Annotated in this window: 22 protein-coding genes; 12 read left to right on the plus strand and 10 right to left on the minus strand. The window is 68.3% G+C overall.

Annotation, left to right across the window (positions count from 1 at the left end):
- Positions 1–141: 141 nt before the first annotated feature.
- Entirely contained in the window at positions 142–618 is a 477-nt protein-coding gene (locus VLF38_RS01390) for a hypothetical protein (protein ID WP_325269499.1), read from the plus strand.
- Between the two features lie 75 nt (positions 619–693).
- Here the strand turns inward: VLF38_RS01390 and VLF38_RS01395 are convergent, their stop codons facing one another.
- Positions 694–2,208: an adenylate/guanylate cyclase domain-containing protein gene (locus VLF38_RS01395; RefSeq protein ID WP_325269500.1), complete on the minus strand. Its 1,515-nt coding sequence runs from the start codon at positions 2,206–2,208 to the stop codon at positions 694–696.
- 128 nt (positions 2,209–2,336) lie between these two features.
- On the opposite strand from VLF38_RS01395, the gene VLF38_RS01400 reads away from it, so the two are divergent.
- The 6 genes from VLF38_RS01400 (at position 2,337) to VLF38_RS01425 (ending at position 7,803) form a co-directional block, all read left to right on the plus strand.
- Entirely contained in the window at positions 2,337–3,062 is a 726-nt protein-coding gene (locus tag VLF38_RS01400) for a matrixin family metalloprotease (protein ID WP_325269501.1), read from the plus strand.
- Positions 3,063–3,200: 138 nt separating this feature from the next.
- The gene (locus tag VLF38_RS01405; RefSeq protein ID WP_325269502.1) at positions 3,201–3,734 is read left to right on the plus strand and encodes a TasA family protein; all 534 of its coding nucleotides are present in this window, start codon (positions 3,201–3,203) and stop codon (positions 3,732–3,734) included.
- A gap of 66 nt (positions 3,735–3,800) precedes the next feature.
- The gene (locus VLF38_RS01410; RefSeq protein ID WP_325269503.1) at positions 3,801–4,394 is read left to right on the plus strand and encodes a signal peptidase I; all 594 of its coding nucleotides are present in this window, start codon (positions 3,801–3,803) and stop codon (positions 4,392–4,394) included.
- Between the two features lie 45 nt (positions 4,395–4,439).
- Positions 4,440–6,233, plus strand: coding sequence for an Ig-like domain-containing protein (locus VLF38_RS01415; protein ID WP_325269504.1), 1,794 nt, complete (start codon positions 4,440–4,442; stop codon positions 6,231–6,233).
- A 35-nt stretch (positions 6,234–6,268) separates the two neighbouring features.
- Positions 6,269–7,072 (plus strand): response regulator transcription factor, encoded by an 804-nt coding sequence (locus VLF38_RS01420; protein ID WP_414689346.1) that lies wholly within the window; start codon positions 6,269–6,271, stop codon positions 7,070–7,072.
- A complete protein-coding gene (locus tag VLF38_RS01425; RefSeq protein ID WP_325269506.1) occupies positions 7,072–7,803 on the plus strand; it encodes a histidine kinase dimerization/phospho-acceptor domain-containing protein in 732 nt (243 codons plus the stop codon). The genes VLF38_RS01420 and VLF38_RS01425 overlap by 1 nt, the downstream gene beginning before the upstream one ends.
- 46 nt (positions 7,804–7,849) lie before the next feature.
- Here the strand turns inward: VLF38_RS01425 and VLF38_RS01430 are convergent, their stop codons facing one another.
- From VLF38_RS01430 to VLF38_RS01440, 3 genes are all read right to left on the minus strand, one after another.
- Positions 7,850–8,458 (minus strand): hypothetical protein, encoded by a 609-nt coding sequence (locus tag VLF38_RS01430; protein ID WP_325269507.1) that lies wholly within the window; start codon positions 8,456–8,458, stop codon positions 7,850–7,852.
- A gap of 205 nt (positions 8,459–8,663) precedes the next feature.
- Positions 8,664–9,227 (minus strand): DUF6318 family protein, encoded by a 564-nt coding sequence (locus VLF38_RS01435; RefSeq protein WP_325269508.1) that lies wholly within the window; start codon positions 9,225–9,227, stop codon positions 8,664–8,666.
- A gap of 102 nt (positions 9,228–9,329) precedes the next feature.
- Positions 9,330–10,577, minus strand: coding sequence for an HNH endonuclease signature motif containing protein (locus tag VLF38_RS01440; protein WP_325269509.1), 1,248 nt, complete (start codon positions 10,575–10,577; stop codon positions 9,330–9,332).
- Positions 10,578–10,802: 225 nt separating this feature from the next.
- Between VLF38_RS01440 and VLF38_RS01445 the strand changes: the two genes are divergently transcribed.
- Positions 10,803–11,270 (plus strand): hypothetical protein, encoded by a 468-nt coding sequence (locus VLF38_RS01445; protein ID WP_325269510.1) that lies wholly within the window; start codon positions 10,803–10,805, stop codon positions 11,268–11,270.
- Here VLF38_RS01445 and VLF38_RS01450 read toward each other — a convergent pair.
- Complete coding sequence (locus VLF38_RS01450; protein WP_325269511.1) at positions 11,246–12,289, minus strand: lipase; 1,044 nt, start codon at positions 12,287–12,289, stop codon at positions 11,246–11,248. The two genes, VLF38_RS01445 and VLF38_RS01450, sit on opposite strands and share 25 nt — an antisense overlap.
- Before the next feature lie 61 nt (positions 12,290–12,350).
- Here VLF38_RS01450 and VLF38_RS01455 point away from each other — a divergent pair, with 61 nt between their 5' ends.
- Positions 12,351–12,761, plus strand: coding sequence for a (deoxy)nucleoside triphosphate pyrophosphohydrolase (locus VLF38_RS01455; RefSeq protein WP_325269512.1), 411 nt, complete (start codon positions 12,351–12,353; stop codon positions 12,759–12,761).
- Between the two features lie 12 nt (positions 12,762–12,773).
- Here VLF38_RS01455 and VLF38_RS01460 read toward each other — a convergent pair whose 3' ends face one another.
- Positions 12,774–13,748, minus strand: a complete 975-nt coding sequence (locus VLF38_RS01460; protein WP_325269513.1) for a hypothetical protein — start codon at positions 13,746–13,748, stop codon at positions 12,774–12,776.
- 105 nt (positions 13,749–13,853) lie between these two features.
- On the opposite strand from VLF38_RS01460, the gene VLF38_RS01465 reads away from it, so the two are divergent.
- Positions 13,854–14,258, plus strand: a complete 405-nt coding sequence (locus VLF38_RS01465; protein ID WP_325269514.1) for a DUF2237 domain-containing protein — start codon at positions 13,854–13,856, stop codon at positions 14,256–14,258.
- Between the two features lie 60 nt (positions 14,259–14,318).
- Here the strand turns inward: VLF38_RS01465 and VLF38_RS01470 are convergent, their stop codons facing one another.
- The 3 genes from VLF38_RS01470 to VLF38_RS01480 all read right to left on the minus strand — a co-directional run bounded on the left by VLF38_RS01470 (position 14,319) and on the right by VLF38_RS01480 (position 17,374).
- The gene (locus VLF38_RS01470; RefSeq protein WP_325269515.1) at positions 14,319–14,792 is read right to left on the minus strand and encodes a hypothetical protein; all 474 of its coding nucleotides are present in this window, start codon (positions 14,790–14,792) and stop codon (positions 14,319–14,321) included.
- A 246-nt stretch (positions 14,793–15,038) separates the two neighbouring features.
- Entirely contained in the window at positions 15,039–16,445 is a 1,407-nt protein-coding gene (locus VLF38_RS01475) for a hypothetical protein (protein WP_325269516.1), read from the minus strand.
- A gap of 110 nt (positions 16,446–16,555) precedes the next feature.
- Positions 16,556–17,374, minus strand: coding sequence for a nuclease-related domain-containing protein (locus tag VLF38_RS01480; protein WP_325269517.1), 819 nt, complete (start codon positions 17,372–17,374; stop codon positions 16,556–16,558).
- Positions 17,375–17,528: 154 nt separating this feature from the next.
- Between VLF38_RS01480 and VLF38_RS01485 the strand changes: the two genes are divergently transcribed.
- The gene (locus tag VLF38_RS01485; RefSeq protein ID WP_325269518.1) at positions 17,529–17,939 is read left to right on the plus strand and encodes a (deoxy)nucleoside triphosphate pyrophosphohydrolase; all 411 of its coding nucleotides are present in this window, start codon (positions 17,529–17,531) and stop codon (positions 17,937–17,939) included.
- Positions 17,936–20,830, plus strand: a complete 2,895-nt coding sequence (locus VLF38_RS01490; protein WP_325269519.1) for a DEAD/DEAH box helicase — start codon at positions 17,936–17,938, stop codon at positions 20,828–20,830. The genes VLF38_RS01485 and VLF38_RS01490 overlap by 4 nt, the downstream gene beginning before the upstream one ends.
- Before the next feature lie 36 nt (positions 20,831–20,866).
- On the opposite strand, the gene VLF38_RS01495 is transcribed toward VLF38_RS01490, so the two are convergent.
- The gene (locus VLF38_RS01495) at positions 20,867–22,642 is read right to left on the minus strand and encodes a DUF262 domain-containing HNH endonuclease family protein (RefSeq protein ID WP_325269520.1); all 1,776 of its coding nucleotides are present in this window, start codon (positions 22,640–22,642) and stop codon (positions 20,867–20,869) included.
- Between the last annotated feature and the right edge of the window lie 227 nt (positions 22,643–22,869).

The following is a 22,869-nucleotide window of genomic DNA, read 5'->3' on the forward strand; positions in this document are numbered from 1 at the left end:
TCGCCGCCGGTCCGGCGCTCGCCGCCGAGCTCCTCGAGCACCACCGGGGCTGAGCGGGCCCGCGCCAGGAGGTGGCCAGTGTCACCGCGGGAAACCCCGGCCGGGTCGCGACCACCCCTCGTCCCCAACTAGCCTTGTGCCGTGCAGAACTACGCGCTGGTCACCCGGATCCACGTCCTCACCGCGATCAAGATCCACGACCAGCGCGGCGCCGAGGAGTTCCTGAGCTCGCACGGGATCGATGAGCGTGGAGACCTGGTCCTCGTCGAGCGGGGCAAGCGCTACGACTACCGGGCGCTGCTCGCCTTCGCGCACGGCAAGGCAACCGGCACCACCCCCGACGCGACCGGCATCGGGGAGGAGCGGATCAAGGTCCTGACCGACCTCGGCTTCACCGTCGCGTCCGCCTCCGAGCTCGACCGGCCGGCCGGCTCCCGTGCCCCCACGCGCGTCCCGGGCTCCCCGCGCACCGCCGCCCCGCGCACGACCACCCCGCGTACGCCGCGTCCATCGCGGGCTGCTCCCAAGGCACCGGCGAAGCCGGAGCCGGAGATCAGGCTCTGCCCGTCGTGCTACACGCAGCTGCCCGCGTCGGGCCAGTGCGACTTCTGCGACTGACCCCGCCGTACTGACCGCCGCGACAACCGCGCCGCGCTGACCCACGCCGACGCAACAGGCGCGGGAAGCGCACGATCAGCTGACCGCGCGCTCCCACGTCGTCAGTGCGTGAAGCAGGATCGCACCGTCGCGGCCACGGAGCTCGCGCTCCCCGCGATCCTCGAGCGGCCAGTCGGTGCGCAGGCCCTGCACCGTCGAGTCCGCCAGGAGGATCGGGTCACCGGTCAGGCGGGTCAGCTCCTCGATGCGCGCCGCGACGTTGACCGTGTCGCCGACGAGCGTGAACTCCAGCTTGCCGCCCCCGCCGACCGTGCCGGCGATGACCGGGCCGCTGGCGATGCCGATGCCGATCTGCAGCTCGTCACCGAAGCGTGCGTGGACGGCGTCCTGGATCTCGGTCGCGGCCGCGACCGCGCGCTCGGCGTGGTCGGCCTGGGCCTCAGGGACGCCGAAGACCGCGAGCAGGCCGTCGCCGAGGAACTTGTTGGCGTGGCCGCCGTGGCCGCGCAACACCGGCACCGCGATCCCGAAGAGCTCGTTGAGCCGCGCGACGGTCTCGGCCGCGGTGCTCGACTGCGAGAACGCCGTGAAGCCGACGACGTCGACGAAGACCACCGTGGCGTCGACCTCCTCGCCCTCGAAGAGCTCGGAGTCGCGCTCCAGCATGCGATGGGCGAGCATCGGGTCGACGTACGCACCGAAGGCGTTCTGCAGCCGCTCCCGCTCGAGGAGACCGGACTGCATGCGGTTGAAGGAGCGGGCGAGCTCGCCGAACTCGTCGTCGGTGGTGACCGGCACGCGGACATCGAGGATGCCGCGCGCGATCCGCTCGGTGGCTTCGCGCAGGTCGCGGATCGGTCGCAGCACGGGCCCGACACCGAACGGCGCGAGCACGATCGCGGTGCCGATGGCGAACGGCAGCGCGACGACGGGCGCGAGCACGTACTGCTGCTCGTCGCTCTCCGCCCAGGAGACCACCAGGGCGCTGACCCAGCAACCGATGATGCTGCCGAGCAGGATGATCGTGAGGAGGCGCCCGGCCACGGCACGGCGCGGCTTCCGGGGCGGGTCTTCGCGCAGGACGGCGTCGAGCTCGGCCTGCACGGGCCAGAGCACCGCCTCGGTGATCACCGACCCGAGCGCACCGCTGCCCACCACGAGCGCGGCCGCGGAGATGCCCATCGCCACGCTGACCGGCCAGCTCAGGCCGAGGGCGTCACCGAGGTACGGCGCGACCACCGCCATCGGGAGGCCGCCGGCCAAGCCCCAGATCAGCGGCACCTGGTCGAGGCGGGCGAGTGCCGCGCGGGTGCCCCGAGGGTCGCTCTGGTCTCCCCGGCCCCAGCGGTTGAGGAGCGGCCGCGCCTCCCGGGTGGAGGCCAGCAGCGCGACGGCGCCGCAGACCTCCGTCACGGCCACAAAGACCCCACTGACCAGCAGGAAGTCACCGAAACTGCGGTGCAGCGCGATCGCCCACGCCAGCATGCCGATGCCGATGACGCCGACCGGCCAGAAGAGCAGCTGGAAGATCAGCAACCCCGCGTAGTGGGCGCGATAGCGAGCCCAGAGCCACGGGGCGAGCAGTTCCATGGGTGCGATTGTTGCGGCTGACTGTGAGCGCTGTCACTTCAACGTGAGAAGTCGTGACGAACGCGTTCAGCTGCGGTCGTTGGGGGCAGCGGCCTAGCGTCGGAGGCACCGTCACCCGAGGAGGGGCGTTGGACCGCTACGACCTGCCGCCGGCGTACGCCCGGGAGCCGCGGAGCTGGAAGCTCGGCGTGCTCATGGTCGTCTGCTTCGCCGTGCTGGGCGGCATCCTCGTGCGGGCCGGGACCGCCGGCGTCCGCAACGAGGCAGCGCCCGGCGTGCGCGACCGCGGCGGCGCTTACGCGTTCACCTACGCGACGGCGAACGGGACACCGATCGGCTACGACCCCTGCCGCCCGATCGAGGTGGAGATCAACCCCGACGGCGCTCCCGAGATCCACGAGCAGCTGGTCCGTACGGCGATGGAGCACGTGAGCGAGGCGTCGGGGCTGCGGTTCGAGCTGGTCGGGACGACCGACTCGCGGCGCTTCCTGCGCCGCGGCGACGACGGGAAGCGAGGACCGTCGATCGTCGGCTGGAGCACCGAGGACGAGTACGCCGAGCTGGCCGGCGACGTGGCCGGCATCGGCGGCAGCGGCATGCTCCGGATCGGTGGACGAGGCCGGCTCACGTCGGGGGCGGTCGTGCTCGACACCGATGCCTTCGACGAGATGCTCGACCGTGGCCAGCAGGAGGCAGCGCAAGCGATCGTCGACCACGAGTTCGGCCACCTGGTCGGGCTCGACCACGTCGACGATCCCGGAGAGCTGATGTACCGCGAGAACGTCGGCCAGACGACGTGGGGACCAGGCGACCGCGAGGGACTCGAGCGCCTCGGCGCGCTCCGCTGTGGCTAGGGCGTGTCGCCGGCTGCCTCCGCTTGTTGCCGAACTGTTGCCCTGGTGTGGAAAACGGGTGGGCAGGCCGTGGAGTGACTCTTCCTAGCGTTGTCATCACAGCGCAGGAAGCGCTCCATGACCAGAAGGAAGACCCACATGTCCAGCAACCGCACCAAGATCCTCGTCCCCCTCGCGACGCTGGCCGCGGCCGGCGCGATCGCGGTCGGCTCGGGCGCGACGTTCACCTCGGAGTCCGGCAACACGATCAGCGCCGTCACCTCCGGCACGCTGACCCAGACCAACTCCAAGGACGGCAGCGCGATCTTCAACCTGGTCGACATCAAGCCGGGTGACGTGCTCAACGGCTCGCTGACGCTGACCAACACCGGCTCCCTGCCGGCGAAGTTCAGCCTCACCGAGGTCGCCTCCGCCAACGGCTTCGCCGCCACCTGGCTGACGCTCACCATCAAGGACGTCACCGCCGGCACCACTGTGTACGACGGCAACTTCGGCGGCCTCGTCGACGGCGCTGCCAGCGCGCTCGGCACCTTCCAGAACGGCGACGCGCACCAGTACACGTTCACGGTGAAGCTCGACCAGGACGCCCCGAACACGCAGCAGGGCAAGACCGCCTCCGCGTCGTACCGCTGGGACGCCGTGCAGCTCGACGGCACCACCACCAACCAGTGATCGGACTCCCGGAGGGGCGGTGACAGCCCCAACCCCCGCCCCTCCGGGCATCACCAGGAGCCTTCGATGACGCAGCTGCGCACCCTCCGCGGCGCCGTGACCCGCCTGCTGGGCTGGTTCGGCAGGGCCGCCCTCCTCCTCGGCCTCGCCCTGGGCCTGGTGCTCGTCGTACCTGCCCTCCTCGGCTTCGACCGCTACGTGATCACGGGCGGCTCGATGACCGGCACGGTGGACAAGTACGCCGTCGCCTTCGAGCGCGAGGTGTCCGTCGACGAGCTCGTCGTGGGTGACGTGATCACCTACCTGCCGCCGGCCGACTCGGGCACCCACTCGCTGGTGACGCACCGGATCATCTCCATCGGCACCTCGCCCGAGGGCCACCGCGTCCTGCGCACGCAGGGCGACGCGAACCCCGACCCGGACCCGTGGCGCTTCGAGCTCGTGCAGCCAACCGTCAACCGGATGTCCTTCCACGTCCCGTACGTCGGGTGGCCGCTGATCGCGCTGGCCGACCCGGAGAAGCGTCGCCTCCTGCTCGGCGGGCCTGCCGTGATCATCGGCCTGCTGGCGGCGATCGAGCTGGCGGGGGCGGTGCGTCGGTCTCCCGGGAGGGAGGAGACCGACGCACGGTCGGCCGCCCGGACCCCGCACCTGACCTGACCTGCCTCTCCCCTCTCTCCCCTCGCTCGCCCCGGAAGGTCCGCCGTGAACCGCATCGTGTCGCTCCTGGCCCTGCTCGTCGCAGGGCTCCTGGGCACGCTCGCGATGCCGGCCACCTCCGGAGCGACCTACGTCGCGGCCTCGACCGCGACCGCCTCCGTGCGCGCGGCTGCCGACTGGACGGCCCCCACCGTGAGCCTCGCCGACCCCGGCTCCCCGCTGAAGGGGACGGTCGTGCTCTCGGCCACGGCCTCTGACGCCGAGACGGGCGTCGCCTCCGTGGTCTTCGAGGCCCTGCCGTCGGGCGGCACCTGGTCGACGCTGTGCACGGTGACCGTCGCGCCGTACACCTGCAGCTGGAGCACCACCGCCGTCGCCGACGGCAACTGGACCCTCCGCGCCCGCGCGACCGACCGCACCGGGCTGGTCTCGAGCTGGTCGACGATCAACGTCGTGGTCGCCAACAACCTCCTGGTCGTCCTGGACAACCCGGGCGAGGTCCTGCGCGGCTCGGCGCCGCTGGCCGCCCGCGTCCACAACGCCGGGCTGCTGTCGCTCACGCTGCGCATCGAGTACTCCGTCGCGGGCGCCGAGAGCTGGAAGACCGCATGCTCCGGCCTCGGAGCCACCCTCACCTGCTCGTGGGCCACCACCGGCGTCACCAGCCAGGAGTACGACCTCCGCGCGGTTGCGGTCGTCGGCCTGACGACGTACACCTCCGCGGTCTGGGCCGACGTCATCGTCGACAACGTCGCGCCGACGGTCACCATGACCGACCCCGGCACGCCGCTGCGTGGCACGGTGACGCTCGCTGCCACCGCCGCTGACGCCGGTTCCGGCCTCGCCTCCGTCACCTTCCAGTACGCCGTCTCCGGCGGCGCGACCTGGACGACGGCGTGCGTGGCGGGCGAGACCACGACGTGCCGCTGGGCGAGCACCGCCGTCGCGGACGGCACCTACTCCTTCCGGGCCGTCGCTGCCGACGTCGCGGGCAACACCGCGACCTCGACCGCCATCGCCAACCGGGCCGTCGACAACACCGTCACCTCGGTCTCCGTCGAGGACCCCGGCGCCTTCCTGAGCGGCACCGTGGCGGTCAGCGCGACGGCCTCGTCCTCGGCCGGCATCGTCAACGTGACGGTGCAGCGCTCCCCCGCGGGCGCCTCGACCTGGACCGACCTCTGCACCGACACGACCTCGCCGTACTCCTGCTCGTGGGACACGACGGCCGTCGCGGACGGGCTCTACGACCTGCGGGCCGTCGCGCTCGACGGTCGCTCGGCCACGACCCTCTCGTCGCTCGTCACCGGCCGGCGCGTCGACAACAACCCGTTCCGGGCCCGCGACGTGCAGGCGGTCAACGGCGGCGCCTCCCTCGGCAAGCTCGACGCCGGCGACCAGCTCGTCCTCACCTACACCGGCGCGCTCCAGACCACCAGCATCAGCGCCGGCTGGACTGGCTCGGCCCTGGCGGTGCAGCTGCGGGCCCGCGACGGCAACCTGCTCGGCCTGGGCGCCAAGGGCGACACCCTCGACGTGCTGCGCAGCGGCACCGTGCTGCCGCTGGGCTCGGTCAACCTCAAGCAGGAGTACGTGAAGTCCAGCAAGACCGTCACCTTCAACGCGACGCTGACCGCCACCGCGACGACCATCAACGGCACAGCCGCGACCGTCGTCACGGTCACCCTCGGCACCGTCGCGAGCGGCGGCACCGCCGTCCGCACCGGCACCGCCGGCGCGATGGTCTGGACGCCGTCAGCCTCGGCGCTCTCCACGACCGGGCGAGCCTGCGCGGTCACCCCGGCCACCGAGACGGGCAGCCTCGACCGTGACTTCTGACCGATCGACGGACCCTTGGCGCGATCCGCTTCCCTATGCTTCTGGACGTGACTGCCCGCCTGCTCGTCATGGAGGACGACGATGACGTCGCCGCTCCCCTGCTCCGCGCGCTCGCACGCGAAGGCCACGAGGTCTCCCGGGTCGCGCTCGGTGCCGACGGCCTGGCGCGGGTCGCCGAAGGCGGCATCGACCTCGTCCTCCTCGACCTCGGCCTGCCCGACATCGACGGCCTCGAGGTCTGTCGTCAGCTGCGCGACAACGGGTACGAGGGTGGCGTGCTGATGCTGACTGCCCGTGCCTCCGAGCTCGACCGCGTCGACGGCCTCGACGTCGGTGCCGACGACTACCTCGCCAAGCCCTTCGGCCTGGCCGAGCTGCAAGCGCGCACCCGCGCCCTCCTCCGGCGTACGGCGAGGCTTGCGGCTGGCACGACCGCTGCTGGCGGGGGCAGTGCTGGAGGGGTGGGGGCTGGCGGTGCCGGCGACGGTGCTGGCGTGGCCGGTGCTGGCGTGAACGGGGTAACCGGCGGGCCGGACGACCTGCCGGTGGTGCACGGCGTCCGCGTCGACCGCAGCGCGCGGCGAGCCTGGGCCGGCACGACCGAGCTGGCGCTGACGGAGAAGGAGTTCGACCTGCTCGCCGAGCTCTGGACCTCCCGCGGCACGGTCCTGACGCGTGAGGCGCTGATGGATGCGGTGTGGGACGAGAACTGGTTCGGCTCCACCAAGACGCTCGACGTGACCATGGGGCGACTGCGGCAGAAGCTCGAGGACGCCGGCGTGCCGGGGCTGATCACGACCGTGCGGGGCGTGGGCTTCCGGTTCGACGGGACGCCGTGATGACGCCGTCGTCCGACGTCGACAGGGAAGACGCCAGCAGGGAAGACAGCAGCAGGGAGAGCGAGCTCAACCGCCTCGGCGCCCTCGCATCCAGCGGCGCGGACCTTCAGGAGCTCGTGGCCCTGGCCGCTCGCGTGCTCGGTGTACCCAAGGTTGCGATCAACCTGATCACCGACGACCACCAGCACCAGCTGGCGGCGTACGGCTTCGATCCGGGGATCTGCACGCGCGCTGACTCGATGTGTGCGGCAGTCCTCACCGAGCCTGCGCCCGTGGTCGTGCCCGATGCGCGGGAGGACGACCGCTTCGCATCGAACCCTTTCGTGACCGGAGAGATCGGCGAGGTGCGCTTCTACGCCTCCGCCCCACTCGTGACACTGCGCGGCGTGTACGTCGGGCGGCTCTGCGCCTTCGACGACGTGCCCCACGCGGACGGTCTCGCCTCGCCGGAGACCCTCGCGGTCCTCGCGGACCGCGTCGTGGACATCCTCGAGATGCGTGCCCAGGCACGGGAGCTGGCGCGCACGCGGGCGCGGGTCACCGAGTTCGTGAACCAGGTGAACCACGACATCCGCAACCCGCTCACCGCACTGCTGGCGAGCGTCGAGCTGCTCGAGTCCGAGCCCGCCCTGACCGAGGTCGCCTCCCTGGAGGAGCTGATCACCCGCGCGCGGCGCTCGGGTGAGCGCATCACTGCGCTGCTCGACGACCTGACGCCTCCGCCTGTCTGAGGGTGCGCCCGTACGTTGCAGCCCGATGCCCCGACCCGCCTGGGGCTCAATACGAATTGAGCACGGGCTGCCCCTCGAGAACGGCGAGCTCCGCCGGCGCACCTTCGCGGCTCACCGTCCCGTCCACCACCTGCCAGTCACCGCCGTTCACGCGGTACTCCGCCGACCACGTCACCTCAACCCGTGGCCGCACCGTGCCGGTCCGCTCGTAGATGTGCGTGATGTAGCCGTCGATCTCCGGCTCGTCGCGATCCCACGCCTTGCCCGCCCAGTCGGTCGACTGCGTGGTGCCGTCACCGTGGACCCAGGCGAACTCGCTCGGCGCGATCCGCAGCTCCACGCGCCTCCCCAAGAGCTGCAGCGTGCGCGTGAACGGCTCGGCCTCCGTGGAGAAGATCGTCTCCAGCCCCACCAGCGTCTTGCCCTTCGGCGGTTGGATGCTCAGCACCGGCTCCGGCAGTGGCACCCGCTCGAACGCCCTCAGCACCAGCGCCGGAACACTCGCGGGCGCACCCGAGGCCGGCGTGCAGGGCGCACCGAAGGAGAAGTCGGTGGCCTGGGTCGTCTCCCAAGCAAAGATCGTCTGCTCCGCGAAGCCCGTCGGAGACTCCATCATCGGCACGCACTGCTTCACCGGCCGACACGCGACGTCCATGACCGCACCGCAGGAAGGGATGGTGGCGTCGGCTACCTCGGCTCCCGACCTCGCTCCGCCCGAGCCAGGCTCATCGGGGCCCCAACCAGCCTCATCATCCACGGCACCACCGACGAAATGTCCTGTGCCAGGCGTGACCTCAGTGTCACCCAAATGAATCATCGAGAACGGCATCGACAGGAGACCGATCACGAGCGCGGAGCTGCTAATCATCTGCCCGCTCGACCCCGTGCAGTTCGAAATGGTCGCGGTGCTGCACGCCGACCAGGAACATGAACGTCTGAGCTGCGGACTTGCTCACCACCTTCCCGGACGCCTCGACCACTCTCTGCCTCGGCTGGTGGACCTTCACTGCGAACCGGTAATAGGGCGGCTCGAGCGACGGATCCTGCTCGACGCCGACGACCTCCCAACCTCCTCCGATCAGCCTCCGGTCGGCATCGCGGATGGCCAGCACCTCCCCACGGAGGTTGGTGCACGTCTTGCACTCCCTCGCCGACACGGCCATGAACGGCTCCGTGTCGCCGGTCTTCATCGCGTAGGTGACCGCGGCGAACCAGTACCTCAGGAACGCCTTCGCTCCGACCGCGTCGTTCCGCTTCGCCAGCTCCGGCAGCACAGGCGCCACTGGCCCCGTCGGCGACGATGCCGACGCTGAAGCCGTCACCGTCGGCGTGGGGTCAGCCGAGGAAGCGTCACCACCACATCCAGCAAGACCCGCGCACACCACTGCAGCAGCTGCAGTGGCGGCGATCCGGCGTACGGCCATGACTGTCCCCTTCCCGAGAGCGGCACCTGAGCGGACGGCAGGCGCCAGCAGCACCGTAGGCCGTGCCGCCTGCGCTGGGAAGGGCCTCTCCACAGGCGCGCGTCAGCTCCGCAGGATGGCGCGGAACTCGCCGGAGCCCACCCGCTCGATGTCATAGCGCGGGTCGTGCATCACATGGTGATGGCGCGAACAACACCCCAAACAGTTGTCGAGGTCCGTCGGGCCGCCGCGCGACCAGGGGTCGAGATGATGCGCCTCGCACCACTCGATCGGGACATCGCATCCCTCGAACGCGCAGGTCCACTGCCGAAGCGTCATCGCTCGACGCTGGGGCCTGGAGAAGAGCCGCTGCGCCCGGCCCAGGTCGAGCAGCTCGGACTTCCCACCCAGCACCGCCGGCAGAATCCTCGCCTGGCACGCCAGGCGTCGGACCTCCGAGACCGGGATCGACTCGCCGTCCGCCATCCCGACGCCGACGCCCGCGAGCAGCTTCTCCCACTCGATGGTCACGATCACCTGCGTCGCATCGCCACCGTGGATCGGCATCCGCTCGGGGTCGGCGGCCTCGAGGAAGGCAGCGAAGGCCTCCCCCATCACCCGCTCGTGCGGGAGTCGCTTGCCGGTCACCGGATCGAGGTAGCGCGAGTCGCTCGGGGCACCGTCCGACGCAGCGCCGCCCGACGCGGCATCGTGCCGCGGGGAGGAGAAGGCGTGGAGGTATTTCCGCAGCCGCGCCGCCACCGACTCGGGCAGCACACCGCTGATCCGCGCGGCGCCGTCGCCGGTCGGGCGGATCGAGAGGCGGGTCGCGGCACGTGCCTTGGCCAGCTCGGCCTCCAGCTTGGCGCGCTCCGCTTCGTCATACGTCGAGGGGTCGATCACCGCGAGGATGCCGTCGCCGAGCCGGCGCAGCTCCTTGGGCGTGAACTCCGCCGCGAGCCCGAGCAGATGAGCCACGGCCTCGTCGCGCACCGCTGTCGGGACCTCGGGGCCGAACGCGTCGACCGCGCGGACGATGACCTGGGCGTGCCGCGGGCTGACCCGGCCGTCACGCATCGCGATGCGGACCTCCGGATGGCGCTCGGTCTCCGCCGCGAGTCGCTGCAGCCGGCCGGCGACCGCTCCGTCGTCGTGGGTGACGGCAGCCAACCAGGCACCGGCCGACCTCGCTCCGTGCTCATCGGCGACGTCACTGGCCACGGCAAGCGTGTCCACCAGCAGCCCCTCGACCCTGCCGAGGACCGAGGAGAGCGTCATCAGGAGCTCCTCCTTCTCGAGCACGCTCAGGAACGTCGGGTCGTTGCCCGCGACCTGCTTGAGCTGCTCGTCCAGCGCGTGAACCGTCGCCACCAGCGGCGCCTCGCACCTGGACCCCGAGAAGTGATCCATGGCTCCATTGTCCGTCGAACGCCTGTTCGATGTCAAGGGTCAATTCACATGTTTTCGCAGGTCAGACCCTGTTTGCCTGTGGACGAAAACCGGGCTCGACAACATGCTCACGGCTCCCGCGACCCTTCTCCACAGGCACCGCCACACGAGGAGGCGAGCGCCGAGCCATCCGGCTAGCGTCGAGCCATGGTGAGCATCGAGAGTCTCGGGTGGCGCTTCCACCAGGTCCGTTTCGTGCTGATGGGTGCCGTCTTCATCACGTACGGCGTGTGGCAGCTGGCAACGCGACCAGACAGCGCGTTGGAGGCCCTGAGCACGCTGGGACTCGGGCTGATCGGCCTCGGCTTGGTCTTCCGGCAAAGGTTGGTCGCCATCCCTGCTGCGCACGCGGCGTTCACAGTCGCCAGCGGAGCCGTGATGACCCTCTGTTCGCTCGCCATTGCTGTTGGCGCGATCAGCACGCTCGAGGGCTTCGCTCAAACCGCCGCGTGGGCAGGAGTCGTCCTCATCCCCATCGGCACCGCGGCATGGCTCGTCCAATGGATGCGCATGAGTGTCACGCCAGAGTCAGGTCGGCGGCTCGAGCGGGTCCCGCAACCGGGCCCCGACGCTGCGCAGGCCGGCCCCGCTCAGCAGCCCGCGGCGTACACGTAACACCGCAGCGACGGCTCCTGCTTCAGCAGCGGGGCTCCGGAGAAGGTCACCAGCGGCAGCAGCGTGCTGAGCAGGTTGGGCAGCGCCAGGAGCGGGGCGGCGTTCGCGCGGAGGTCGAGGGGATTGACGCCGGGCATGTAGAGCCGGCTGCACAGCGAGCGGTTCACGCGCGACGTCACGGCGGGGCCGGCGTGGTTGAGCGCATCCATGACGATCGCGTACGTCGCCGGGCTGACCGTGCCCATGAGCACGTGCTCGTAGGGGTCGACGGGGCAGACCGAGTGGACCTCGATGTTGCTGATCCGGCCCGTGCCCGTCGTCAGGCCGGAGGACGCCGGCGGGGTCACGACCTCGTCGTACCGCGTGTAGATGTTGGTGTAGTCGATGCCGGAGAACGTCTCGGCGCGCGAGTTCAGCGCCTTCATGAAGCGCGATCCGGCCTTCTGCTGCCACACCGCGGGCACGCAGGTGGTGACGCCGGGGATGCAGCCGACCAGCGCGGTCGTGCCGTGGTTGGACGGGGCCATGCCGATGACCTCGGTGACCTTCGCGCGCACGTCCGGCCAGAAGCGGAGTGCCCAGCGACCACTCATGCCGCCCTGGCTGTGCCCGAGGATCGCGATCTTGCGGCCGGTGCGCGCGTTCATCGTGCGGATCGCGTAGACGATGTACTCCGCCGCCGTCTGGATGTCGCCGAAGGTGTGGTGCGGCATCGTCATCGTGCACCAGTAGCGCCCCTGGGCGTTGAAGACCTTCATCCAGTTCCAGCCGTAGTTCTCCTCCGGCGTCACGCTCGTCGCGGGGTTGAGGTAGACCGGCCGCGGCCCCGTCTTCGGGTCGCCGTGGCAGGTCATCGCTGCCTTGAGCGTCGTCGTCGGCACGCGCAGCGCCGGCCCACTCCGGCTCACCGGTGCGTACGTCGCGTCGCCCGTCGCCGCATTGGCGGCAGGCAGGCAGGTGGCGAGGGCGGTCATCAGCAGGACCGAGACGAGAGTGGCGAGCACGCGGCGCAGGAGCATGCACCCTCAACCGGGACAGCGGCCCGGGGTTACGCATGTCCGCCCGCTAGGGTCAGCGCCCATGCAGCCCGCGCCCGCAGAGAAGCCCCGCATCGAGGTCGTCGGCGCCGTCATCCTCCGCGACGGGCTCGTGCTCTGCGCGCAGCGCAGCACCGGCGCGCTCGCAGGCATGTGGGAGTTCCCCGGCGGCAAGGTCGAGCCCGGCGAGACGGCACGCGATGCGCTCGCCCGCGAGATCGAGGAGGAGCTCGGCTGCGCGATCAGGATCGGCAACCAGGTCGCGGTGACGACCCACGAGGCCGCCACCATGGTGATCACGCTGACGACGTACTACTGCCTGCTCCTCGACGGCGAACCCGACCCGCTCGAGCACGCCGAGCTCCGCTGGGTCTCCCCCGCGCGCATGCAGGAGCTGCCGTGGGCGCCGGCCGACCTGCCCGCCGTACGCCGGATCCAGGCCGACCACGCCTGACGGCCCGACGCGTCAGCGCCGCGGCACCCACTTCCACCACGTGTAGTGGTACTCGCCCTCCTCGACGTCGAAGACCGCGGCGCACGACGTACACGCGACGACGCGCTGGGGGCGGCCCCCGAGCTCGCAGGTCTCGCTCTCGATCCGCACCCAGCCCTGCGCGGCCTCCCGCTCGGGGTCGACGCTGCGCCGCGCGTACGTCGCACACAGGCACCCGCCGTCCCTCACGATCTCGAGGCGGTCCACCGCCAGCTCGACCGGGTTGCCGTCGACGATCACGAAGTCGGCAGCATTCAGCGCGGCCAGGACGGCGCGGAGCTCGTCGGCGACCGGGGTGAGCAGCGCGGTATCGCTCGAGCGGTTGACGACGTCGATGGCTGCGCTGATCCGCTTCTGGTCGCGGCTCAGGAACTCCTGCAGCAGCTCGGAGTCCGCACGCGTCCGCTTCTTGCCGCCCTTGCCCGCATTGCTCGCCTTGCGGAGCCGCGACTCCATCTCGGCGTCGGCGACCGCGAGCGTGTCCACCGGCTTCGCCAGGCACTCCGCCTCCACCACGAGCGCCACGCAGATCGCCACCCCCGACGCGTGCTTGGGGTTGACCGCCAGCAGCAGAGCGCTCTCGCCGAACCGCCACACCTCCGCCTCACTCGCCCCCATCGCCCGCAGCGCGGCGGCCGGCACGGCTCGCGGGTCGAGGATGTACGCCGGGTCGTCCTGCGGCGTCACGGCCGCGCAGGCGAACCGGCTCCGCTTCCCCCAGCGCTCGTCCGCCGCAAGCGCGACCCGCGTCGCGAGCTCGCGCACCTTCCCCTTGTCCGGGTGGGAGGCCAGACCGAACATGTGGAGCCGGTCGAACGACTCCCCCTCGTGCCCGTCGACGCTCCAATCCAGCTGCTTCCCGTGGGCGGCGTACGGCAGGCCCGGGAGCTGCGCGATGACGTCGAGGAGCTCCGCCGGCGTGCCATGCTCGATGAAGTGCTCGGTCATGGGCGTCATCCTGCCCGCACGACCAGCACCGCGTGCTGTCGCCACGACCGGCGCGACGTGCTGTGCCAGCACCGCTGGGCAGCCGGTCTCTGGCAGGCTCGTCCCATGACCTTCGAGCTGCCCGTGGAGCGCAACGTCCTCGGCGGCGTCCTCGAGGAGTGCGGCACGGACCCGATGACCGGCTTCCACCGCGACGGCTCCTGCGCCTGCGGCCCGCACGACCCCGGCCTGCACGCCGTGTGCGCCGTCATGACCGCGGAGTTCCTCGAGCACCAGCGCTCGATCGGCAACGACCTCGTCACCCCGCGCCCCGAATGGCACTTCCCCGGCCTCGTCCCCGGCGACCGCTGGTGCGTCGTCGCCGTCCGCTGGCTCCAGTCGTACGCCGCTGGCGTGGCCGCCCCGGTCGTCCTCGCCGCCACCTCGGAGCGCGCGCTCGAGGTGCTTCCGCTCGAGGCGCTGAAGCAGTGCTCCGTCGACGTACCGGATGATCCTGGCGACCTGTCCTGAGACGCACCTCGCGCGCACGACCCGGCCCTCCAGGAGGACCGGGGCGTGCGTGACCCGAGGTCAGAGGTACTTCACGACCTCGCAGTTCTGGAGCACCGGCTTGTTGCCAGCGTTGTAGACGTTGACGGTGTCGTAACCGTCGCCGCAGCCGATCGTTCCCGTGTAGGTCGTCGAGCGGTAGAAGTAGAACGTGTCGTCGCCGACGCCACCCGAGATCACCCGGTCGAAGGCGGACGCGGTGATGAAGTCGCCGCCAGCCCCGCCGTACACCGCGTCACTACCGGTCTCGCCGTTGAGGATGTCGTTGCCGCCGTGGCCGTACAGCGTGTCGTTGCCAGGGTCGCCGTCGATCCCGTCGCGGGCGCTGTAGCCGTAGATGGTGTCGTTGCCGCCACCGCCGGCAAGGTAGTCCTCGTAGTCCGAGCCGTGGATGGTCTCCGACGCGCTCGTGCCGATGCGGCGCAGCGCTTCGGCCGGCCCGGCCAGCGCGGCCGTGATCGCAATCGCGGCGATGATGGTCACTGTCTTCTTCATGGTTCCCCCGAATGGTGCCTTGCAGTAGAGCCCCGCATTCTGGACTAGAGCACTTCCGAGCCGCAAACAAGGGGCGCGGCACCCCGAACGGCTGCGTGGAAGGCTGTCCGGCCACGATGCGTCGTCTTGATAGTCCGCTCAATTGTGGTCGTACGCCGCGGGCGTGGCCGTCCCGGTCGTTCGTCGCCGCCACCTCCGCGCGAGCGCTCGAGGTGTACCCGCCCGGTTGCGAGCGGGGCGTCGACTTCAGAGCCCGGCGTGCTCTGGGGCCGCGTTCTCGTCCATCGTGCCGCGAGCTTCAGGGGCGGTGCCGTTCGTCCTCTCCGCACCATCCTGTGAAGACAGCGCCGTCGAGACGAGTGCTTCGGCCACGCCTGAAGGCACAGGGTCCGGCTCCCTCATCCTCGGAGGCGCGGCCGTCCAGGCCTTCAGGTGCTGTACGACATCGCCGTAGAAGCCGTCCAGGATGTCGAGCATCGAGTCGATGAACGTCCCGCGACCGCGTCCGCCCTTGGCGCCCATCGGCATCGTGTAGGCGACGCGGAACGAACGGATGTCCTTCGCAGGGTCCAGCACAAGCAGATTCGGGTCGGCACGGACCGCACCGAGCAGAGCGGCTGCACCCGCACCTCGACCGTTGGCCACGAATGCCTCGACGCGGACCGAATCCGGCGCGCTCTTGAGCTGTCGCACCAGCCAGTTGACGCGGGTCGTGGCCCGGCCAGTCTTGGGCGCGTCAATCTCGATGTGAGCCGCTACCTGTCCCGCGCGAAGGTCGGCAGTCAAGTGCACCGGCGCGATTGCATGCGGGATCTTGATGACCCCCGAAAGCACGCCGGAGGTGACGAGCGAGTCCGCGAGAGCCTGCGCGCGCAGCACCGGGTCGGCCTGCTCCTTGCGACTCAGCAGTGGCGTCACTTCGGTGCCAAGCTGGCGGCCGAGCCGAAGGCTTGCGAAACGGAGCAGCGCGTCGTACCTGGCGACGATGTCGGGGATCGTCTTGTCGGCGCCACGCAGGATGCCTGCCTTCACCGAGTTACGGACCGTAACCCAGTTCTGGCCCATGTCTTCGAACTCGAGTGCGCCTGACTTGGGGTGCTCGAGGTAGCGGATCAACTCGCGCAGGATCCAGGCCTGCTCCGGATCCGAAACTCCCTTGTGCTCTGCCTGCATGACCGCCACCGAAAGGATCTGTGACCACGACAGGTGATGGATCGCGACCTTCTTCAGCTTGCGCTTGTCGACCTTGGTCGGGTGCTGATCGGCGACAGCCGGGATCTCGTTGGAGATCGTGAGCAGCGCATCGAAACCGTGGTCGCGCGCGATGTCGAGGTAGTTCTCCAACTGCTCGGCCTGGAGTTCGTTGCGACCGGTCTTCACCTCGACCAAGGCTGTCCACGACCTCGCACCGCGCGTCACGCGGATCAGACCATCGGGGTACACGCGCTTGTCTCCGAGCATGAAGGGGACCTCGATGTAGGTCTCCACATTCCCGGCGGGAGCGCCGAGCGGGGTGACCACCGCACGCGAGAACTCCTTCACGACGGCCATCACAGCGAGCAGGGCCGACGTCGCGCGACGTTCCTGCTCCTCGGACCCGTTGATGCCGCTAGTCGGGATCAGCCTTGCCGCGTTCCAGGTCTCTTCAGCCACGCCTTCGCCTCCTGTGCACGAAATGCCTTGATCGAAGTTAGCGGCGCAGGCGCTCGCGCGCGCCCGAAACGCCATTTGTTTGCGGACGCCAATGGCCGGGCATAAGGCAGTCATCGCTTTCGAAAGAAGTAGATGACGCACCCGATCAACAGCGCGAAGCCCAAACCACCTTGGACATCGGCGGGCACGTGGGCAGCCGGTAAGGCAAGACTGAGGACGACTGAGCCGAGAAAGAACCAAAGGAACGCGAGGGCAAACCTGGCAAGCCGAGGGGTCCGTGGGACGACGGGGCGCGAGGAAGGCTGGGCGCTATTGCTTGCCCCGCCGTTCACTGTGGGCAAGCGGGCACCCAAAGGCGGCGAAAACGGCTCGCCCCCGACCGCACTACCGGTGGACATGTCCAGGTCGAAGCGCAAGAACTGCAAGGTCTCCGGCGGCAAAACAGGCGGGCGGCTCTGCAACAGCCTCGGCAGGCCTTCGAGCGAACAGATCGCCACGCCATTGATCGTCGCGTCGACCTTTGCCTCACCCACGAAGCAAAGGACGGGCAAGAAGTAGCCGGGCGACATCCAATCGAACAGGGCCGCAACCGCCTTCGCCGACTCCAGGGCGCCATCCACCGCGTTCATCCTCGAATAGCCGTTCTGACGGAGGACTCCGTCCTTGACGGCCAACCGACCCGACCAGTTCTTGGCGTCGATCACGTAGACGCCACTCGGCCCCACAACGACGTGGTCGATGTTCGCTCGTGACCGACCGGGCCACCGACGATCGTTCAAGACGAACCAGTCGGGCGGCAACTGCTTGAGCGCCTCCGCGACGAGTCGCTCGCCGGTCGCACCCTTCTCAAAAGCTTCGGCGCGCTTGATCAGACGTTCCGCCTTCTCCCTCGCGCGCCGCGCTACGTCCTCGGCCGATTCACCCGCCATGACTCCCCCTCTGAACGTCGTCGCGCCCAACGTCTCGTGCGAGAGCGCCGCGCCATGCCTGCTTGCTCGCAAACCACCCGGACTGGCTACGGTCCGCACTGGGGTCTTGTCCGATTGGGCACCCGCGTCGGGCGCCTTCAATAAGCTCACGCATATGGAGTCCACGCCCCGCAAGAAGCAGATCAACGTCGTCGGCGCTGTGATCGTCGACGAAGGCCAGATCCTCTGCGCGCAGCGCGGTCCCGGGGCACTCGAAGGCATGTGGGAGTTCCCCGGCGGCAAGATCGAGCAGGGCGAGACTCCACGGGAGGCGCTGGCACGCGAGATTGACGAGGAGCTCCATTGTGCCGTGAAGGTCGGCGACGAAGTCGCGTCCACCGCGTATGAGTACGACTTCGGCATCGTCACGCTGACCACCTTCTACTGCGACCTCATCGAAGGAACCCCCGAGCTGACCGAGCACGCCGCCGTTCGCTGGGAGAAGCCGGCCGACATGCACCTCCTGGAGTGGGCCCCGGCGGACATTCCCGCGGTCGAGCGGATTCAGGCGGACTTCGCCCGATGACGATGGACCCTGCCTGGAGCAACCTCGAGGTCGACATCCGCTTCGGGTATCTCGACCGTCACGGCTCAGCGCCGCGCGGCCTCCACCCGAAGGTGGTCGTCAACGACGACGAGACCTCGATGCTGCGTGTGCTTCGTGAGGAGCTCAAGCGGAGCAACGAATTCGCCTTCTCGGTCGCGTTCGTCTCGCCGCGAGCGATTGCGCTGCTCAAGCAGGAGCTCCTCGACTTCGGCGGCACCGGGCGGATCATCACCTCCGACTACCTGGGCTTCAACTCGCCGGCCGCGTTCGCCGAACTGCAGGCTCTGACGAAGCACGGCTTCGACGTGCGGCTCCACAACGCGGCGGCCTTCCACCCCAAGGGCTACATCTTCAGCGGCAACGACGGCGTCACGGCCGTTGTCGGCAGCTCGAACCTGACCGAGAGCGCCCTCGTGACGAACCACGAGTGGAACCTCAAGGTCTCGGCCGCCGCCGGCAGCGACCTTGCCGAGCAGTTTTCAGCGCTCGTCGATCGACAGCTCACCGACTCCGTGCCCCTCACCGAGGAGTGGATCGCCGAGTACGCCGCGTCGTACAGGCCGCCTGCACCCCGTGGGCCACGCGTTCCCCACGGAAGCGCCGACCTGACGGGAACCCCAGACCTGATCGAACCCAACGCCATGCAGGTCGATGCCCTCCGAGCCATCGCCGACGTGCGTGGGGCCGGGCACCGCCGCGCCATCGTCATCTCCGCCACGGGGACCGGCAAGACCATCCTGTCCGCGCTCGATGTGCGCGCGATGAACCCTCGACGCTGCCTCTTCGTCGTGCACCGCGAGCAGATCCTCGACAAGACGATCCAGGAGTACCGCCGAGTCCTGGGCGGACCCGAGCACGACTTCGGGAAGCTGTCGGGCACCGTCAAGCAGCCTGAACGTCGCTACCTCTTCGCGACCGTCCAGACTCTCTCCGGCATGCTCGATCAGTTTGATCGCGATGAGTTCGACTACGTGCTGATTGACGAGGCGCACCGTGCGGGTGCCGCCTCGCATCAGAGGGTGCTCGACCACTTCAACCCGAAGTTCCTGCTGGGCATGACGGCCACCCCTGAGCGCACCGACGGCTTCAACGTCTTCGAGCTCTTCGACTACACGGTGCCGTACGAGATCCGGCTCAACCACGCGCTCGAAGCCGACATGCTGGCGCCCTTCCACTACTACGGCGTCGCTGACGTGACCTACGCAGACGGCACGACGACTACGGGCGACACCGATCTCCGGCTGCTGATCTCACCCGAGCGCGTCGACCACGTCATCGAAGCGATCGACACCTACAGCCATGCCGGCGTCGCACCGCGTGGCCTCATCTTCTGCGCTCGCAAGGACGAGGCTCATCAACTGTCACTCGCCCTCAACGAGCGCGAGCTTCGCGGCCGCACGCTCCGCACCGTCGCACTCACCGGCGACGACTCGATTGCTAGGCGCGAGGAAATCGTTCGAGAACTCGAGGCAGGCGAACTCGACTACATCCTGACCGTCGACATCTTCAACGAAGGCGTCGATATCCCCTCGGTCAACCAGGTCATCATGCTGCGTCAGACGCAGTCGGCAATCGTCTTCGTACAGCAGCTCGGCCGCGGCCTGCGCAAGGCCGATGGCAAGGAGTACCTCGTCGTCATCGACTTCATCGGCAACTACGCCAACAACTTCCTGGTGCCGATTGCACTCTTCGGCGATGAGTCGCTCAACAAGGAGTCGCTGCGCCAGGGCCTGATCTCCGCCGAGGAGACCGGCGTCCTTCCGGGGCTCTCGAGCGTGCGCTTCGATCGGATCTCCCAGGAGCGGATCCTTCGATCGATCACCGACACCTCACTCGACAGCATGCTGCGCCTTAAGGCCGCCCTGATCGCGATGCGCAATCGCGTCGGCGGTGTGCCGAAGCTGTGGGACTTCTTCCGTTTCGAGTCAGTTGACCCGGTCCTGCTCGCCACGAAGAAGGAGAACTATCCGGCGCTCGCCCAGAGCATCCTCCGCGTCGACGCAGGCCTCTCCCCTGCCGAGCACCGCGCCCTCGGCCTGCTTTCCCACGAGGTTCTTCCGTCGAAGCGTCTCCACGAGTTCGTCCTGCTCGACCTCCTGGTGCGTCAGGGCTCGACAACCACCACGGAGTACGCCGCAGCGCTCGTCGCCGCTGGCCTTCCGGCTGGCGCTGCGCACGTGAAGAGCGCAATCGATACCTTCACACTCGCTGAACACGCCGAGGCCGACCGCAACCGCTACCGCGACCCGATCGTCGTGCGGACCCCGGACGGACGCCTGGCGTGGACCGACTCGATGGCCGCGGCGCTTCGAGAGAACGGACACCTCGGCCAGGCCGTCGAAGATCTGCTGCACACGGGCCGCCACCTCGCTGCCGACTACTTCGATCCGGCCAATCCGTTCGTGGTCGGACGGCAGTACTCCCGCAAGGAGGTCTGCAGGCTCCTGAACTGGCCGCGCAAGTGGACCTCGACGCTCTACGGCTACAAGGTGGACGCGGCAACCGGCCAGTGCCCGATTTTCGTGACTCTGCACAAGTCCGACGAGGTCACAGCGAGCACTGCCTACGAGGACGAACTGCTTGATCAGCAGACGATGCGGTGGTTCACCCGTAGCCGCAGGACGCTCGCCAGCCCTGAGGTGAAGGCAATCGTTGACAACACGGTCGACCTGCATGTGTTCGTGAAGAAGGACGACGCCGAGGGCACTGAGTTCTACTACCTCGGCAAGGCCGAAGCGGCTGCCGCCGAACAGACCAAGATGGCGTCCGACAACGGCGCGTCACTCGATGTCGTGAAGATGCTGCTGCACTTCAGCAGGCCGATCGAGCGCAGCCTCTTCGACTACTTCCACCCCAGCCTCACCGTTTGAAAACGAAAGAACGAGCCGCTTTACGTCAGTCGCTCGTTACTCGGCCGCAAAAGGGTCCGGCCAGCGCTCAAGTGCCCACTCGGTCAGCCGCTGCGCGCGATGAGCGAGATCGGCGGGCGTCCAGATCACATAGTCCTCGGCCAGCGCTCGGGGCGTCTTGAACGCCGATGTCTTAAACCTCAGTCGCTTGGCGTCATAGGAATCGTTGGAGGCTGCCGAGTTCATCTTTGTTGTGAGTGGAATCAGGTTCGCGAGCGTGTGGGTCAAAGCGACGCGGTCCTCCTTGCTGAATGAATCCCAGCCCTTGTCGGGATTCTGGGGCAGCACGTGTTCAATGTCAGCAGGCATGCCGACGTCGTCGCCTTGCAAGCTCAGGTCGTACTCACGAAGTACGAATGGCGTGATCTTCATGCTGTACGCGTTTCGCGTCGGAATCTGTTGAGCAAGTAGGGCGTCCGTAGGCCGTTCAACGGTCTTGTGCTTGGCGATTTCCTTCGCCACCCGAGCTGGGGTGACGTCATCCTGCAAGTCGGCCCAGAGCTTCTTGAACACCGCGTGCAGCCCAGTTGGCTCCTTTCCAGTCAAGCCACGGCGCACCAGGAAAGCCTGCAGGAGATCGAGAATCTGGACCGCAACGGCGATGTCGCCATCGCCGCCGCTCTGGGCCTCGACGACCAAGCGCATTGCAAACGGATAGATCGATGACGGCGTGCGGGCATCGACCAACTTCTTCATGGCTGCCTCGAGATTCTTCGGCCCGCTCTCGAGTGGACGCGAAGAAGCCAACGCGAGATACGCATCCTGGTAGACGGTCAGCTCCGCGATGACCTGTATGGGTGTCTTGCCCTGCCAATCACGCAGCAGGCCCTGATACACCGTCGCCGTCGTTGCTTGAGGATTCCGGATCAGGCCGAACGGGAAAAAGTAGCCATCGAACAAAGGATCAATTTTCTGGTCGACATCGAAGCGCTTGTAGAAGGGCGACCAGTGCTCCTCATCGAGCGCCTCGAGCTCCGAAACATCACTGTCCGCGAGCCTTGAAAAGACATCGTTTCGCACCAGGTCTCCGGTGCTCATAGGCTCCTGCTTTGAGTTCAAACTGTTGAAGATCCGCGGGCCCTGGGCAGGACTTGTCACGAGGATGTCCACCACTGTCAAGTTCCCAAGCAACGCCTCGCGGATCTCGCGAACGCGCTCGATTCCGTACTCGGCTACCTGAGCCTTCAGCCAGATCTTCGCCAGCCTGAAATTGGGCGCGACCTTACTCTTCGACCCGGACGCGCCACTCACCGTTGGTAGCTTCTTGAGCTTGAATTCCGAGGGGAGATGCTCGTCTTGGAACCGCTTGTGTTGGAGAAGGCCATCGACCATCTCATTGATGGCCTGTCGGTCCTTGCCGGCCGAGTGCAGCCGCACGTTGCTCAACTGGCCCGAGTACGGGTACTGAACCACGCAGCTAAGGAAGAGCTCACTTGCCTCACCAAATAGGTCACGCTCGAGCAACTCGTGCACAACCGCGCAGAGGTGAATGTAGACCGTCGTCAATCTCTGCTGACCATCGATCACTTCCACAAGGTTCGGATGAACATTGCTGGGTTTAGGGCGAAGCGCCGTGATGATCGCGCCAAGAAAGTGCGCGTCATCGGGTCGATCCACGACGCCCAACACGTCGTCCTGAAAGCGCGCGATCTTGGCCGGCTCCCACCGGTAGTACCGCTGAAAGAATGGAACTTGGAGAAAGTGCTTGGTGCTAAAGATGTCGGCTGTTGTGGTTTCCCCAGCGTTCTGGGTCAACTTCTTATCGTCGGCCATCCAGCATCTCTCCCGTAGTCCAGTCGACTTCTAGCCAGGCTAGGGTTCCAGGGGTGACGGGAGACCCGCAGGAGAATGGACAAAATGAAGAGAGGGCCGGCCACCATCACGGTGACCGGCCCTCGTCGTACCGGCTAGCTATACCGGCGCATGTCCTGTATTCGACCTCACCGCTATTCCCCTACGCCGCAACTATCTATCGCATGGGGAAGGCGTTCGCGCAGGAC

The sequence above is a fragment of the Nocardioides sp. genome (genome assembly GCF_035481145.1).
GTDB lineage: Bacteria > Actinomycetota > Actinomycetes > Propionibacteriales > Nocardioidaceae > Nocardioides.

Bases quoted from the DNA above. Each gene is read 5' to 3' on its own strand.
- VLF38_RS01395 (WP_325269500.1), bottom strand. From the start codon at position 2,208: ATGGAACTGCTCGCCCCGTGGCTCTGGGCTCGCTATCGCGCCCACTAC.
- VLF38_RS01405 (WP_325269502.1), top strand. From the start codon at position 3,201: ATGTCCAGCAACCGCACCAAGATCCTCGTCCCCCTCGCGACGCTGGCC.
- VLF38_RS01410 (WP_325269503.1), top strand. From the start codon at position 3,801: ATGACGCAGCTGCGCACCCTCCGCGGCGCCGTGACCCGCCTGCTGGGC.
- VLF38_RS01420 (WP_414689346.1), top strand. From the start codon at position 6,269: ATGCTTCTGGACGTGACTGCCCGCCTGCTCGTCATGGAGGACGACGAT.
- VLF38_RS01425 (WP_325269506.1), top strand. From the start codon at position 7,072: ATGACGCCGTCGTCCGACGTCGACAGGGAAGACGCCAGCAGGGAAGAC.
- VLF38_RS01430 (WP_325269507.1), bottom strand. From the start codon at position 8,458: ATGGACGTCGCGTGTCGGCCGGTGAAGCAGTGCGTGCCGATGATGGAG.
- VLF38_RS01435 (WP_325269508.1), bottom strand. From the start codon at position 9,227: ATGGCCGTACGCCGGATCGCCGCCACTGCAGCTGCTGCAGTGGTGTGC.
- VLF38_RS01445 (WP_325269510.1), top strand. From the start codon at position 10,803: ATGGTGAGCATCGAGAGTCTCGGGTGGCGCTTCCACCAGGTCCGTTTC.
- VLF38_RS01450 (WP_325269511.1), bottom strand. From the start codon at position 12,289: ATGCTCCTGCGCCGCGTGCTCGCCACTCTCGTCTCGGTCCTGCTGATG.
- VLF38_RS01455 (WP_325269512.1), top strand. From the start codon at position 12,351: ATGCAGCCCGCGCCCGCAGAGAAGCCCCGCATCGAGGTCGTCGGCGCC.
- VLF38_RS01460 (WP_325269513.1), bottom strand. From the start codon at position 13,748: ATGACCGAGCACTTCATCGAGCATGGCACGCCGGCGGAGCTCCTCGAC.
- VLF38_RS01465 (WP_325269514.1), top strand. From the start codon at position 13,854: ATGACCTTCGAGCTGCCCGTGGAGCGCAACGTCCTCGGCGGCGTCCTC.
- VLF38_RS01470 (WP_325269515.1), bottom strand. From the start codon at position 14,792: ATGAAGAAGACAGTGACCATCATCGCCGCGATTGCGATCACGGCCGCG.
- VLF38_RS01480 (WP_325269517.1), bottom strand. From the start codon at position 17,374: ATGGCGGGTGAATCGGCCGAGGACGTAGCGCGGCGCGCGAGGGAGAAG.
- VLF38_RS01485 (WP_325269518.1), top strand. From the start codon at position 17,529: ATGGAGTCCACGCCCCGCAAGAAGCAGATCAACGTCGTCGGCGCTGTG.
- VLF38_RS01490 (WP_325269519.1), top strand. From the start codon at position 17,936: ATGACGATGGACCCTGCCTGGAGCAACCTCGAGGTCGACATCCGCTTC.
- VLF38_RS01495 (WP_325269520.1), bottom strand. From the start codon at position 22,642: ATGGCCGACGATAAGAAGTTGACCCAGAACGCTGGGGAAACCACAACA.